Origin of the sequence: Microcoleus sp. M2_D5 (assembly GCF_036701935.1) — a bacterium.
Classification (GTDB): domain Bacteria; phylum Cyanobacteriota; class Cyanobacteriia; order Cyanobacteriales; family Microcoleaceae; genus Microcoleus.
Genome location: NZ_JAUBRP010000037.1, coordinates 50,165 through 64,245, shown reverse-complemented (window position 1 = coordinate 64,245; position 14,081 = coordinate 50,165). Strand labels below are relative to the sequence as shown.

Genomic DNA, 14,081 nt, shown 5'->3' with positions numbered 1-14,081 from the left:
GCCCGTCATGAGTGGACGGGCGGGACGCCCATCCCACAATAACAATTAAAATTGTAAGTTATTTAATTCGCGATCCTAAGTTAAAAATTTAAGAGGCACCAAAACATATTGATTCCTTAATAATCCAAGAGAATCAATGGTAACGGTTATAAGATTGACTAACTTTTGTTCAAATACCTCTCAATCAAGACGATCGCCACAATATCGTCCACTGGCTTCGGTGGCGTCCGCATTCCCTGGGGAATCAAGCGCGAAAGTCCCGTCGGAGGGTACATTTGCCAGTAGCGTTCCCTCGCTTCTAAACTGCTGTACCTCTCGTCCACCTGAACAATTTTGAGCGCAGGCGACAAACTCTGCGTTAGTTTTTGTTTCCAACTCTTAGAAGTCGTTTGATCTCCGATCACCAATAACTCAATCGAAAACTGTTCGCACAGAGATTGAATCGTAGATATGGCTGATTCTGACTGCACAACTTGATGGTAGCAGACCTTCTTATCTCTACCCATTACAGCTATGCCGCATTTGTCTTTACCCGGATCGAAACCTAAAATCATATTTATGAGTCCTGTGTTAATAAGTTTGTAGTTGCGATCGAGCGCCAGTCAACTCAATCGCTAACCTATATCTAATCTGATACTTGCATTCTTGAATGTCTCAAAATCTTTGCGGGCGATCGTACTTATTTTACTTGACTTTTTTATTGGATTGACATATCATATCATCATGGGAATCCGTGCGGCCATATAATGCCTAAAATCAGAAACCGGGTTTTTGCCACAATCTTTACTTCCCCGTTTTAATTTATCGAAAAAACCAGGTTTCTTTGACCCCCCGCAGCAATCAGAAACCGGGTTTTTGCCACAATATTTGCTTCCCAGTTTGGATTTATCGAAAAAACCCGGTTTCTTTTGCCCCCCGCAGCAATCAGAAACCGGGTTTTTGCCACAATATTTGCTTCCCAGTTTGGATTTATCGAAAAAACCCGGTTTCTCACAGCAACGCGCACAAATCAGAAACCGGGTTTTTGCCACAATATTTGCTTCCCAGTTTGGATTTATCGAAAAAACCCGGTTTCTCTCACCTCTGTGCAAAAACCCGGTTTCTCTCACCTCTGTGCAGGCAGTGCGTCGCTATGAAATTGTCGATTTGATTTGCAAATTACTGATGGCGACGCACCCTACTATCTTGAATCGGGTGCAAAGATGAGTGCAAAAAAAAAAAATTAAAGCGGGCGCAAGAGGGTAAACAGGAAACAGGGAAAAGGGCTAAAGAGTCAAGAAGAGTCCTCACAGATAAGACAGGGAGAAAGGGACAGCCAAAGCAACCGCTACACGAAAACCCCTGCACGGGCCCAAAAAGCCCGAGTAGCGCCGAGGGAAGAAGCTGCGGAAGGCAGCACGGCAATTGACCGCACCGCTCCTCCACGAACCTCCACGCAGCACTCCGCCACTACTTGTTCCAGTTTCCCAAGAACTTCCGTCAATCGGTGCGCCGTCATAGTTAATGTGCACCTTATCGCTGCACCATTCGCTGACCTGACCGTGCATATCATAAAGTCCAAAGGCATTCGGGCCAAAACTCCCTACATCTATCGTTTGTCTGCGAACAAGTCCCTCGGGCGCTGCACCATAGGGTTGATAACCGTTATAATTAACTAAATCCGTGGTAATTGTCTCGCCAAAATAGAAAGGTGTTATAGTTCCGGCGCGACAAGCATATTCCCATTCTGCTTCCGAAAGTAAGCGATAAATCTTGCCTGTTTTTTCAGAAAGTTTCCGGCAGAATTCTACAGCCTGATTCCAGCTTACGTTTTCTACAGGAAGTTTTTCACCTCTAAACTCCGATTGATGATTTCCCATAACTGCTTGGTACTGTGCTTGGGTGAGGGGGTATTTTCCTGCATAAAAAGCTGGTAATGTTACTTGATGCTGCGGACTTTCCTTATCTTTTCTATCTCGCTCTGTTTCTGGCGAACCCATCATAAATGTGCCTCCGGGAATGTAAACCATTTCGAGCACAACTCCATTACCTAAGTCTTCCGGGAAGTAATGAGCCGCATACTTTCTACGACTGTTTTCTTTTCCTTCAGCATCCACTGTGATGACATCAAATTCAAATGTAGGGAGATAGTCTTGAAACTGCGGTTTTATCTTTAAATCATCTCTATCTTTCAGGAGTGAATAGGCAGCAAGTTTCACCTGCATTGATTCCTCGCGCAAGGCTTGCATTATCACATCTAAGCCAGCTTCTCCATATTTGAGTGCTTCGGAGAGGGCGGCGATTCTCACTTCGACAATGGGTGAGGCTAAGCGGCTTTTAACACCGGGAATGCCTCCGAGTACCGCCGCATTGACAGGAATTAAATTTTGACCGCCACGGACGGCATCGTATTCTCTGGGTTCATTTTGATTGTCTGACATTACACCGCACGCTCCTGCATTTTAATTGAGCAAAATTTTGTTTTGTGATGTCAATATCTCAGGGTTCGATTCTTCGTTTCTTTCTTTGCGCTCTTAGCGGTGCGGTGCGTCGCTGTAAGATTGTTGGTGGTGCTTCCAGATTTTTGGTGGCGACACACCCTACTAATTGGGTATGGTGCGTCGCTGTAAGATTGTTGGTGGTGCTTCCAGATTTTTGGTGGCGACACACCCTACTAATTGGGTATGGTGCGTCGCTGTGAGATTGTTGGTGGTGCTTCCAGATTTTTGGTGGCGACGCACCATACGATTGCTATATATATGGCGGCACGGATTCCCATGATTTAATGATATGTCAAGGGCGCGAAAAAGTCAAGCAAAATTGTAATTCGATCGCCCAAAATTTTTGCTATAATTCGATAAGTCGATCGCACTTATTTTTTAACTTTCAAATCTCCTGGGCCGGCTTTTTGTTGTCCGGTGCGAAAAACAACGGCTCCGTTTTCACGAGCAACTAAATCTATTTTAAGCGGGCCGGCGATGTAAGCGACATCGGCCGCGATCGCCTGAACGTCCAGCGGTTTATCGTACTGCTGCAACCGCTCGATAAAACCAGCTAAAGTTTCAATCTGATTGTCTGCCACTTGAACTCTACCGCCGACAATACCGATTAGGCGAGCGCGAAATTGACAAGCTTCTATCAATTGCAGCAACTGCAGTCGCACCTGTTCGTCGGTTAAAGTCACCGGATCGACAGCAACCCCTGCAATCACATCTCCAGCGCGGAACACAACTCGATTGATTTCTGCTTCTGCAAATACCTTAATTAGCTTTTCTTCCCGCAGGTAATTAGCGCCGGCGACAATTCGCACCACGTAGTCTTGACCGTCTTTAATCTGACTAATTAGTTGATCGATTTCTGCTTTAGTAATTTGAATAACTTGGTCTCTAACCTTGGTATTTTCCGGCTGCATGAGTCCGACGGTGGTTTTATTTGCTTCTTGCAAAAGTCGATCGATCGCGCCACTCGCCATACCGGGTTCGATAATGCGAACGACGCCAGCAGCTAAAATTTGACCGCGCCTGATAGCAACTGTACCCTCGCGGATTGCCTGAAAGTCCCGTTCCAAAACTTGCACTTGTTGCTGCAATAAAGTTTGTTGCTGTTCGAGTTGAGCTTGTTGCTGTGCCAAGGTTTCTAACAGTGCTTCCCTCTCGGCAATTACTTTGTCGCGCTCGACAATAGTTCGATCGCGCTCGGCGAGATTTTGCATTCGCTGGGCAATTTCCTTGTCTCGCTGGGCAATTAGTTCGTTGCGATCGACAATTTCCTTGTCCCGCTGGGCAATTTCTGCGTCTCGCTTGGCAATTTCTCGATCGCGCTGGGCTATTTGAGTTTTTACCTGCTCTCGCTGCTCGATTAACTGTTGGCGCTCTTCTTGCAGTTGGGCGATTTCCGAGCCTAAAGTCGTTTTTTGAGCAGAAACTGTTTTCAATTGGTTCTCGGTGCGATCGAGCTGAGCTTGTGTAGTCGATCGGATCGTTTCCACCAGTTTCAATTGTTCTTCGGTGCGGGATTTAGCTGCTTCCACGCTGCTGAGCTGTTCTTCTGTCTGAGATTTAGCAGCTTCTACCTGACTTAACTGCTGTTCAGTTTTAGACTTGGCTGCTTGCACGCTGTTGAGCTGATCGCGCAGCGAGTTTAATTTTGTTTGCGTCCGAGCTTGCTCGGCATTAGCTGCTTGGAGGGATTGATTAATTTGCTCTAAATTGGCTCTAGCTTGCGCTTGAGCGGCCAAAGCTTGAGCTAATTCAGTTTCAACTCGATTTTTTTCTTGAGTGGCCTGGTTGATTTCCCGGCGGGCGTTGTTGAGCCTTTTTTGAATCTCGTCTATTCTAAAAACTCCGGTTCGCAGCGGCTTGCTAGTCGCAAACAAAATGCCCAGAGTCAGTGCTGACAAGATGCTGCCGGCCATAACTGTCACAACAACAGCAGTATCGCGGGGGCGAAGCTTGAACAAACTCAACCTTGCCTTGCCGACTTTCGTCCCAAGGCGATCGCTGACAGTGGCGATCACACCCCCCAACACTAAAATTACAAATACCAGGATGTATCCAGCAGTCATTCCGATTTTATATTTTGGATTTTGGATTTTGGATTGAATCTAAAATCCAAAATCCAAAATCCGATACTTTCTCGGCATCAAGTGAATTGCTGGCTTAAGGCCACCGGGTTGTGGACTGTGATCTTTTTCTTGTGGATCGAGATCATGGTTTCTTGCCTGAGATCCCCGAGCAAACGAGTCACAGTTACCCGCGTCGAGCCGATCGCTTCGGCGATCGCCTGGTGGGACAGCTTCAAATCTATCGTAATCCCCTCAGCCCCCGGCACGCCAAAATCCCGGCACAGAATCAGCAAAAAGCTGACGAGTCTCGAACCCATATCTCGGTGCGCCAGCGTTTCAATCATCATCTCGGTTTGCAAAATCCGAGACGACAGTCCCCGCAGCATCACCATAGACAATTCCGGGTCTTCCTTGAGCGCTTTCTCGACTTGTTCGATCGGCAGCGAGATCAACTCTACCGGCGTAAAGGCTACCGCGTGGTAAAACCTGTCCGATCGGTGTCCCGTAATCAGAGACAGCACCCCAAATACGCTATTTTCGCGCAGGAGGGCGACTGTAATTTCTTCCCCTGCTTCGTAAACCCTGGAGAGCTTCACAGCACCTCTAATGAGAACGTAGACGCGCTCAGCCGGGTCTCCAGGGAAAAAAATTGTCTTGCCCCGTTCAAAAGTTTCCACAATGGGTGGAAACGCCCCGCCGCTGATTTGGCGGAACACGGCTGCTAGCGGTCTATCATGCGTCACGACTAGATCCTTTGTACTAATCAATACTTTATAACTTGCCGATTAACCTTATTGAGTAAATATACTGCCCAACCTCCAATATCCAAGGATTCTGTTACTTCCATCTAATGTTAAGGTAAACACGCACTGTATGATTAAATCTAGCCCTTCTCTTAACTTTTTCAATTCCGCCCCCATGTAGCTCCACAGCAAAATTAATATCAATTGTGTCTCAATTGTGTCTCAATTGTGTCTGAATCAGTTAAATCTGAATCAGTTGTGTCTAAACTGGCGGGGTTGTCAGATATAGCCAATGAGAACGGTGCAAGTTGCTTTTAGATAAACTACAGATGATAGATTTGACCGGAAAAAATGCTCTTGTTACGGGCATTGCCAACAATCGCTCGATCGCCTGGGGCATCGCTCAGCAGCTCCACAAAGCTGGAGCCAACCTCGGCATAACTTATTTGAAGGACGAGAAAGGCAAGCACGAGCGTAAAGTCGCTGAACTGGTGGAACCGCTCAATCCCAGTCTGTATTTGCCCTGCAATGTCCAAGACGAGAGCGAAATTGAGTCTACTTTTAAAACCATCGCCGACAAGTGGGGCAAGTTAGATGTCCTGATCCACTGTCTGGCTTTTGCCGGCAAGGACGAACTTTCGGGAGACTTCACCAACACCTCGCGCCAAGGTTTCTCCAATGCTTTGGATATTAGCGCTTACTCGCTGGTGCGGCTTTGTGCTGCTGCTAAACCCCTGATGGCCGAGGGCGGCAGTATTGTGACGCTGACTTATTTGGGCGGCGTCCGGGTAGTTCCTAATTATAATGTGATGGGAATTGCTAAGGCGGCTTTGGAAATGAATGTTCGCTATCTGGCTGCTGAACTCGGCCCGTTAAATATTCGAGTAAATGCAATTTCTTCGGGCCCGATTCGGACTCTGGCTTCGTCAGCAGTTGGCGGTATTCTGGACATGATCCACCACGTTGAAGAAGTGGCCCCGCTGCGGCGGACGGTGACTCAGCAGGAAGTGGGAAATGCTGCGGCTTTTCTGTGCAGCAATCTCGCTAGCGGGATTACGGGTCAAGTTTTGTATGTCGATGCCGGTTACCAAATCATGGGAATGTAACAGTTGTCGAGAATTTTGAGTTATGGAGGGGCGGGTTGAGACAATAAACTTTAACTATAACAAGTAAGTTTTATCTCGCATCTTCTTGCACCATTTTCAAGAACCTGTAGGGGCGGGTTCACCAAAAACTTTCTCCGGTGACAGACAGGTTAAATAAACCCGCCCCCACCCACCCGCATCTTCTTGCACCATTTTCAAGAACCTGTAGGGGCGGGTTCACCAAAAAGTTTCTCCGGTGACAGACAGGTTAAATAAACCCGCCCCCACCCACCCGCATCTTCTTGCACCATTTTCAAGAACTTGTAGGGGCGGGTTCACCAAAAAGTTTCTCCGGTGACAGACAGGTTAAATAAACCCGCCCCCACCCACCAAAAATCCCTTGATTGACATTGGTATCTGATGTCAGTTGCATGCAGAACCAGCCCCCCGCTTGAGACTCAACACTAAAAAAATCCCGTTCTCAAATTACTAATTATCAATAACTAATGAATGACCAATTGCGAATTATGGAGATAATCGATCGCCCTTCTGTGCCTCCTGCAAGTTCAGTTCAACCAGCTAGGGCCGCTTTGGTGAAACGCACGACACTGGAAACGGATGTCACGGCCAGCCTCAATCTCGACGGTGTGGGAACTTGCAAGGCGTCTACGGGGATTCCGTTTTTAGACCATATGTTGCACCAGATTGCTTCTCACGGATTGATCGATTTGGACGTGCAGGCGATCGGGGATTTGGAGATTGATGACCACCACACTAACGAAGATGTGGGAATTACCTTGGGCCAAGCCCTAGCAAAAGCTGTCGGGGATCGATCGGGCATTTCTCGCTTCGGGCATTTCATCGCACCTTTGGATGAAGCTTTAATTGAAGTAGTGCTAGACTTTTCGGGACGGCCTCACTTAAGTTACGGCTTGGAAATTCCCAACCAGCGGATCGGCACTTACGATACCGAATTAGTGAAAGAGTTTTTTTCAGCGGTGGTGAACCACACTCAGATGACACTGCACATTCGACAGTTGCAGGGGGGAAATTCTCATCACATTGTGGAAGCGGCATTTAAAGCATTTGCGCGAGCTCTGCGGATGGCGGTAGAAATCGATCCGCGGCGCGCCAGTCGGATTCCGAGTTCTAAAGGAGTTTTGTAGTATGGGGTTAGTAGTAGCGTTTGGGCGCTACTACTAACCTGTAAATCAAAATATATCTGCTATATAGTTAAAAACGCCTTGACTTCCCTCGCCGTACTTTCCGATAAATTCAGCGATGATTCGATCGCTACACCTTTCTATAGCTTCATCAATAGAACTTTGTGCTAAAATTTGACTAGCCGACTGACGCAAAACTTCAAACAGATTCACAGTATAGCGAGTATCTTCACTGACAAAATCCCACAGTTCTCGACCTATTAAAGTGATCATTTCCGAATTTGGCAAAATTTGCTTCAGTAAACCAAGTGTTACAGTTTTATTAGTTCTTTTACCGTAAGCTATACCAATATAAGCGCGATCGCCCTCCTGAATTTTTTCCTCAATTTTGGCAGCCCAATATACTATCGGGTCTTTATCCATATCATTCGGGCCGCTTTTTACCTGTATCCAGCATTTCTCGCCATCGCTGGTAGTTTTAATTGCGTCCCATCCTGACTTACCGGGTGGACTTTCTGCACTTTCAGAGCAAGATATCAATAGTTTTTGGATAAAAAATCCCATTGAAGTGACAATAGACCTAGTAGCAGTCATATAAACATTGAGCCTAACAACTTCTTCGGGAGTGTCCAGATTTAAGGCCCTAATTAAAAATGGGTTGGGATGAATTTTCCCTAAAGTCAGATTTTCAACCATAACTAGCTGTCGCCCAGTAAAATCTCGACAAATGCTGGCTAAAAAATTTTCAGCGATAGTAAGTTGCAGCGACAGCTTGCCTGAAGATATAAATGCTAAAATGCGTTCAATCTCATCGGGAGTAAATCTGATCCCTCTTTTGCCCGATATGCTGCTGATGCCGTTTCTGAGTGTTGCAGCTTCTAAGTTAAAAAATTCTTCTAACTCAGCAAAGTGACTGGCGAAAGAGCGAGACTTTCTGGCAGGGAGTCCTACTTCTTTTTCTAAAACAAAGGCTAATAATTCATGAAGTTGCTCTGACACTTTTATTTCTCCTAGACTCTGCTTTAAATATTACTTAAATGAAAAGAGAAAGCTGAGAAGAAATTCGTACTTTACTAAAATCCAAAAGCAAGAGCATCAAGCATATACTTACCCTTCTCCCGCCCGACTTCTTGATATATATCCAAAAGTTCTTCGTAGGCAGTCTCTCCCCCTATAATATTCCAAAACTCATGTCCCATAATGACAGCTTGTTCAAAGGGCGTGTACTTCCTTGCCACTGACCATTTATAATCTGAACGATTTGGCCCGTAAGGATTGTAAGCCATAGCATAATAAGATTGAGCATCGGGCCGAGACAGTCCGCACAGTAAATGATATCTCAGCAGTCGTTGAATTACCTCCAAGCATTGTCTTTTGTTGGGTTTCGATCCTTTAATTTCAAAGAAAAATTTTCTCCCGTCATGAGATAGCACGTACAAATCTGCTTTGACTTTGACCGATCGCCTAACTAAATGGTTCGTTTTTTGAGCCTCAAGAACAGCTTGGATCATTTCTTCAAAAGCAGGTTTAGTTGCATTTTTGTCTGCTGACTGCTCAAATAGCGCTATCTGACGCTCAATTTCATTGATAGCCTCTACGCTAACGTCACCCGAAATTTCATAGCTTCTGCTTGCTTCTCTGTGATGTTCCAAAGCAATGAGTTTGGCACATTCTTCATAGGTGGTGCCCAAGCGGCTGCTGAAAGCTCTTTCAAACTCGTTAATTCTGAGCAACTCGGACGGGACGAGCGCAGTTTGTAAAAGTTCCGATTGTTCTGTAGAGGATGGGGAAGATAAATATGCTGCTGGAATATCAAGTTTCGGTATTAGCCGTCCTCTGTATTCATTGACAAGGTTTTCGATGAAAACTGCTAAGTATGCTTTGATTATGACGCGGGTAGTTGAGCTAATGGCTGACATTATTTTACTGCAAATATTCTGTTGACTAGACTTGTGACAAAACTGTGAGACAAAATCAAGCTTACTCCCTTATTTCTTAGTCCGCGTAGGCGGACTTCGTTTGTGTAGTTGCGGTTTCAACCGCCGAATGATCTATCCAAACTTCGTTAAGAATCGGAAAGCATCGAGTACGTGACTCGCGCAAACGTAGGGCGAAGTATTGTAAAATCCTTGCCAAGCCGCCGCTTTATCTTCGTCGTATTTATCGGCTCTTTCCGGGTATTTTCCTTGCCAATTCAGCCGGACTGCGTGACCGACTAATACATCTAAAACGATGTATTCTTCTACTTGCAATTCAGGGTTGCGCTGGGCGATCGCTGCCAACTCCATCAGCGCCTCTATATTGACTTGTCGGTATTCCGGCGCCACAATTTTATTCAGCAAATGCTCAATTTGTAGCGCGAAATTCTTTTCACCGGGTGTCATTTCCGATAAAATGATATGGCTGTCTAACCGATTGCGCCGCTCTAATTTGTCGCCAATTATCAAGCCTTTGCAGTGCCGCAGCAGTCCCCAAACACTCGGATAAAAATCCTTCGGTACGCGATTGACTGCACCTTCCATTTGCCGCTTCCGGCGCCATCCTCCCGCAGGCATTGTTGGTTCTTCAGAAACTGGCGCTACTACCCATTCAATATCTTTTTCCGGCTGTTTGACGCGCAGGGATTCTTGCTGTTTGAGGATTTGATTCATTTCCTCGTATTCTGCCAACACTTGGCGCAGGCGATTTTTGATTTCAAAGGGACTTAGCTGCATTAAATATTCGTAAGCTTCATTTTGCGTAACTTGCAACTCGCGGGCTAATTCGCTGGTTAAGAGCAAAATAAAGTAGCTAACTCTTAGCGTCAGCAAGCCTTTAAATAACTGCGGTTCGGCTTTAATTAGCAAGCCTAGGTAGATGAGAACTTCTTGAGTTAGAACTCGATCGCGAATGTCTTCTCCGCAGAATTGGCGAATTTTGTCCATCACTTCCGTGTAAGATCCCGGCCGCGAAATTATCGAATCTTCGCTGTAGGCTTTCCCCACAGCAATCTGTTTTTGCCGCACCAAAATGTCTGTCACCGCATCCGACAAGCTGATATCAACTTTGTCCAGCAAACCTGCCGCATGGCGGATGACTGCCCATTGGATTTTTGATTGCGAACTTTCTCCAGCTTTTGTATAAACTTCGTTGAGCAAATCCACTACTTTAACTGTTTGTTCTGCACCTCCAAATCCTGTATCAAAATTTAATCCTTTGAGTCGAACTAACGTGTGCAGCAACTCAATTTGTTCGTACAAATTTTCTGAAGCGCGCAGGCTAGTTAGCAAGAATTGAGTATTAGTTTCGCACTCTAATTTAAATTCTTGCGTGTGACCCAAAGGCCAAGTTTTTTCAGGATTGTAAGTTAGATAGCTGCGCGTTTCTACTGCACCTGTCACCGGAGATTCGGTAAATTGAAAATCGTGCATGAAATCAATTCTTTCGGTGCCAGCGGTCAGCATTAACTGCTTGAGATTTCCGAGTTTAACTGGCGTGTTGTTGCAGTGTCCGTCCCGGAGTTCTTTCATTAATTCTAACAACGCTTCTCGCCCAGTTTCCAGCATGGTATGAGTCAGCATCAGCGTTACCGTGGGGCGTCCCAACTGATACCAGTGGCGGTGAATGTGAGCTATTTCGCTTTTGATTTTAGATACTAGAAAATGGTAATCTAGAGTTAGGTAAAATTCTTGTCTGTCCAAAAATGAGGGGAGAAATACGATCGCCTCATCGCGAATTTTAAACACCCGAGAAGTTGTCAAACTCCGCAGACGGCGCACGGGGCGGCCTGTTAAGCCTAATTGGTCGTTGCGTCCAATTTGGGTGTAAATAGCTGATAATTCTTTAGTCTGGCGGACTTGAATAGGTTCTACCTGTTTTGGAGTTTGCGCCGCAATGCCGTTAGCCGCTAATTCTGCTTGCAAATCTTCGTCTTCAGCTAACAGTGCAATTTGCACTAAAGGTTCTCTGTGTTGGCCGACTGATAGGTGCCTTCCCAGGGGGTCGATGTCGCCAACTGCGATTAATCCTTCATTTAGCAATTGACCGAGAAAATACAAACTTTGCGCCCAAACTAGGGGAATATTTTCATTTGGTAAGCGCTGCTGGCTGCTGGGATTTAACTTTTCTGCTTCAATATTTTCGGCGGGGACGTAGTACAATTCTGGTAGTAGCGGCACACCAGAGCGATCGACTGTCAGAGATTCCAAACGCTGCTGGTACTCCTGCACTTGGGCTTGATTTCCCTGAAATATGCCGTCCAAGAATAAATAAGTGAAAAATAGCGGCCACTCGCATTCAATGTGCTCGAACTGCCTTAATTCTGTGGCTTCGTAGTGCAGGCGATCGGCATCTTCCAAAACTGTTTGGTGTCCGTCCCGCAGAAACCTCTTGCAGCCGTATTTTCCTTGCAATTTGTCAATAATCTTATTTCTAGTCCGTTCTATTAATTCTCGATCTTCCACAGCAAAAGCCGGAAAACTAATCACGCTCAATAAAGCCGCATCTACTTCTTTTGAACTAGATTCGCGAGGCAAAAGCGATTCCAAAGTTATGCGGCTTCTGGCAATTTCGTCTGGCAAAACGTGAATAACTGACGCTTGAGAACCTTTAATTCCGAACAAATCTAAACCGTTTATTGCTTCCAGCGCTGCTTTTGCCATGCCAACTGAACTGGCATTCAACTCTGCATTGCCGCGATTGATTTTATGACCTCTTTCCCAAATTCCGTAATCCGGCGTGCGGTAGGCTCTACCGATGTAGTAAACTAAATTTTGCACGAAATTGACTTCATCAATTGTAAAAATTACGTGCAGCCCGGAAGCCGTCATTTGAGCAAGAATTAATAAGAATATAGATGTAGCGTCTAACTGTAAATGTCCCCACTTGTCATCACCGACAACAATACCTCCAGTTTGAGTATTGTATTTAGCGTGGAGGGCATCTAGCGGCGACTGAGTATTTTTAAAATGTTCTACTTTGCTCGATTGCTGCATCATCGAAAACAGCAAGCCGCGCATCAGTTTGACTGTGCTGTGTTCGAGTTCAAATGTCCTGCCCCGATCGCCATCAATTTTGCGGTAAGCTAAACCCAAACCCCAAACCGCGAGAATGCTGTACACATTGTCGCGCACCCAAGCATCGGTGTAGTCGCCGTGGGCGTTAACGGCGGTACTCGCCGGCAGCAAACCTGTAACTGGGTTCTGGCGCTTGAGGATGATGGTTTTGATTTGCTCGTAGTAATAATCTAACCTGGTTTGCCGCTGGTTTTTTGCGATCGCCATTTCGTTTTCCTTGTTTTTCCTGATGCGAGTAGATTTGCGCTGAATAGAATTTTAAATATATCAGAGTTCAGATTATTTCTCAAGTTTTGCAAACACAACAAGGTGATTGCCATGTCTAGCCGCAACAACAATAACAACAGCGTTCCTTTCGTGAAAGTTGTCTACTCTACAGTGAAAATTAATGGTAAAATTGAACTCGTACCGATGGAATGGTACGCCGACGGCTCTGTCAAAAAAATCGAACACTAATGAGCGATCGCACTTGGCAGCCTAACTCTAATGGACTTGCGCGCCGCGTACAAAAAACCCTGTTTCTGGGCCACGGAATGATGACTTAACAGAATCTTTGTGGCACAAACCGGGTTTTTTGCGTCCAAAAGTAGTCTAGCATCGATCGCCAATCTAAGCTAATTTAAATAACTAGGTGTGTAGGAATCTCAAAGAAAAAAATATGGATCGATCGCAGGCGCAATTTTCAGTGCTGGGACTACCAGTTCACATATTAGATGATTATGCAGGTTGGCTGATGCAGCGCCTGCATCAAGGGTTGGGAAGTCACGTCGTGACGCTGAATGCTGAAATGGCGATGCAAGCCGAGAAAAATCCGGCTTTAGCAGATGTAATTCGCAAAGCGGAACTGGTAATTCCCGACGGTTCGGGAGTGGTGCTGTACTTGCGAATGCGCGGCAAACCGGCACAGCGGTATCCGGGGATTGAATTAGCAGAATCGCTGCTACAAGCAGCCGGAAAATTGCCAAATTCTGAATCAATATTTTTCTTTGGAGGTTCCCCCGGAGTTGCGGAGGCTGCGGCAGCAACTTGGCAGCAAAAAGTTAACGGATTGTCAATTGCTTCTCAGCACGGTTATCTTTCTGCAGATGAAGAAAAAGACTTCCGTGAAAGCCTCAAAAAAATGCAGCCAAAACTAATTTTTGTAGGCTTGGGAGTGCCGCGCCAAGAATTTTGGATTGCCGAACACCGACACCTTTGCCCTGATTCAATTTGGGTGGGAGTTGGCGGCAGTTTCGATATTTGGGCGGGAACAAAAGACCGCGCGCCTGCTTGGTTTTGCGACAATCATTTAGAATGGCTGTACCGGCTTTATCAAGAACCTTGGCGGTGGCGCAGGATGTTAGCTTTGCCGCAATTTGCATTGAAAGCTTTGGGGGATTTTAGAGGTTGAAAATTGGATTAATATAGTAACCGCAGATTTAAGGCAGATAGACGCAGATAGACGCAGATGATTTTAAGATTGTTTGGGAATTAATGCAATCTTGTCTAGTCTT

12 protein-coding genes are annotated in these 14,081 nt (G+C 45.8%); 4 read left to right on the top strand and 8 right to left on the bottom strand.

What is annotated here, in order from left to right; genetic code table 11:
- Positions 1-158: 158 nt before the first annotated feature.
- The 5 genes from QUA50_RS16940 to ntcA form a co-directional block, all read right to left on the bottom strand.
- Positions 159-554, bottom strand: coding sequence for a pre-16S rRNA-processing nuclease YqgF (locus QUA50_RS16940; protein ID WP_333265195.1), 396 nt, complete (start codon positions 552-554; stop codon positions 159-161).
- 732 nt (positions 555-1,286) lie between these two features.
- Complete coding sequence (locus QUA50_RS16935; protein WP_333265193.1) at positions 1,287-2,420, bottom strand: formylglycine-generating enzyme family protein; 1,134 nt, start codon at positions 2,418-2,420, stop codon at positions 1,287-1,289.
- Between the two features lie 162 nt (positions 2,421-2,582).
- Positions 2,583-2,723 (bottom strand): hypothetical protein, encoded by a 141-nt coding sequence (locus tag QUA50_RS16930; protein WP_333433659.1) that lies wholly within the window; start codon positions 2,721-2,723, stop codon positions 2,583-2,585.
- Between the two features lie 128 nt (positions 2,724-2,851).
- Positions 2,852-4,543, bottom strand: a complete 1,692-nt coding sequence (locus QUA50_RS16925; protein ID WP_333265192.1) for a DUF3084 domain-containing protein — start codon at positions 4,541-4,543, stop codon at positions 2,852-2,854.
- 77 nt (positions 4,544-4,620) lie between these two features.
- The gene (ntcA, locus tag QUA50_RS16920; RefSeq protein WP_333272220.1) at positions 4,621-5,286 is read right to left on the bottom strand and encodes a global nitrogen regulator NtcA; all 666 of its coding nucleotides are present in this window, start codon (positions 5,284-5,286) and stop codon (positions 4,621-4,623) included.
- 329 nt (positions 5,287-5,615) lie between these two features.
- Here ntcA and fabI point away from each other — a divergent pair, with 329 nt between their 5' ends.
- Both fabI and hisB read left to right on the top strand, forming a co-directional pair.
- A complete protein-coding gene (fabI, locus tag QUA50_RS16915) occupies positions 5,616-6,392 on the top strand; it encodes an enoyl-ACP reductase FabI (protein WP_333265191.1) in 777 nt (258 codons plus the stop codon).
- Between the two features lie 506 nt (positions 6,393-6,898).
- Positions 6,899-7,537 carry an imidazoleglycerol-phosphate dehydratase HisB gene (hisB, locus tag QUA50_RS16910; protein WP_333347534.1) on the top strand — a complete coding sequence of 213 codons (639 nt, stop codon included), beginning with the start codon at positions 6,899-6,901 and terminating at the stop codon, positions 7,535-7,537.
- Positions 7,538-7,582: 45 nt separating this feature from the next.
- On the opposite strand, the gene QUA50_RS16905 is transcribed toward hisB, so the two are convergent.
- The 3 genes from QUA50_RS16905 to QUA50_RS16895 all read right to left on the bottom strand — a co-directional run bounded on the left by QUA50_RS16905 (position 7,583) and on the right by QUA50_RS16895 (position 12,795).
- Entirely contained in the window at positions 7,583-8,533 is a 951-nt protein-coding gene (locus QUA50_RS16905; protein WP_333265189.1) for a PmeII family type II restriction endonuclease, read from the bottom strand.
- 74 nt (positions 8,534-8,607) lie between these two features.
- Positions 8,608-9,453 carry a TdeIII family type II restriction endonuclease gene (locus QUA50_RS16900; protein WP_333265188.1) on the bottom strand — a complete coding sequence of 282 codons (846 nt, stop codon included), beginning with the start codon at positions 9,451-9,453 and terminating at the stop codon, positions 8,608-8,610.
- Between the two features lie 132 nt (positions 9,454-9,585).
- Positions 9,586-12,795, bottom strand: a complete 3,210-nt coding sequence (locus QUA50_RS16895) for a glycoside hydrolase family 15 protein (protein ID WP_333265187.1) — start codon at positions 12,793-12,795, stop codon at positions 9,586-9,588.
- Positions 12,796-12,906: 111 nt separating this feature from the next.
- Between QUA50_RS16895 and QUA50_RS16890 the strand changes: the two genes are divergently transcribed.
- Both QUA50_RS16890 and QUA50_RS16885 read left to right on the top strand, forming a co-directional pair.
- Entirely contained in the window at positions 12,907-13,044 is a 138-nt protein-coding gene (locus QUA50_RS16890) for a hypothetical protein (protein WP_333128877.1), read from the top strand.
- 202 nt (positions 13,045-13,246) lie between these two features.
- Complete coding sequence (locus QUA50_RS16885) at positions 13,247-13,978, top strand: WecB/TagA/CpsF family glycosyltransferase (RefSeq protein ID WP_333265186.1); 732 nt, start codon at positions 13,247-13,249, stop codon at positions 13,976-13,978.
- Positions 13,979-14,081: the final 103 nt, after the last annotated feature.

Coding starts and splice junctions, on each gene's coding strand:
- QUA50_RS16940 (WP_333265195.1), bottom strand. CDS start 554: ATGATTTTAGGTTTCGATCCGGGTAAAGACAAATGCGGCATAGCTGTA.
- QUA50_RS16925 (WP_333265192.1), bottom strand. CDS start 4,543: ATGACTGCTGGATACATCCTGGTATTTGTAATTTTAGTGTTGGGGGGT.
- fabI (WP_333265191.1), top strand. CDS start 5,616: ATGATAGATTTGACCGGAAAAAATGCTCTTGTTACGGGCATTGCCAAC.
- QUA50_RS16930 (WP_333433659.1), bottom strand. CDS start 2,723: ATGGTGCGTCGCCACCAAAAATCTGGAAGCACCACCAACAATCTCACA.
- QUA50_RS16900 (WP_333265188.1), bottom strand. CDS start 9,453: ATGTCAGCCATTAGCTCAACTACCCGCGTCATAATCAAAGCATACTTA.
- QUA50_RS16885 (WP_333265186.1), top strand. CDS start 13,247: ATGGATCGATCGCAGGCGCAATTTTCAGTGCTGGGACTACCAGTTCAC.
- QUA50_RS16890 (WP_333128877.1), top strand. CDS start 12,907: ATGTCTAGCCGCAACAACAATAACAACAGCGTTCCTTTCGTGAAAGTT.
- hisB (WP_333347534.1), top strand. CDS start 6,899: ATGGAGATAATCGATCGCCCTTCTGTGCCTCCTGCAAGTTCAGTTCAA.
- QUA50_RS16895 (WP_333265187.1), bottom strand. CDS start 12,795: ATGGCGATCGCAAAAAACCAGCGGCAAACCAGGTTAGATTATTACTAC.
- QUA50_RS16935 (WP_333265193.1), bottom strand. CDS start 2,420: ATGTCAGACAATCAAAATGAACCCAGAGAATACGATGCCGTCCGTGGC.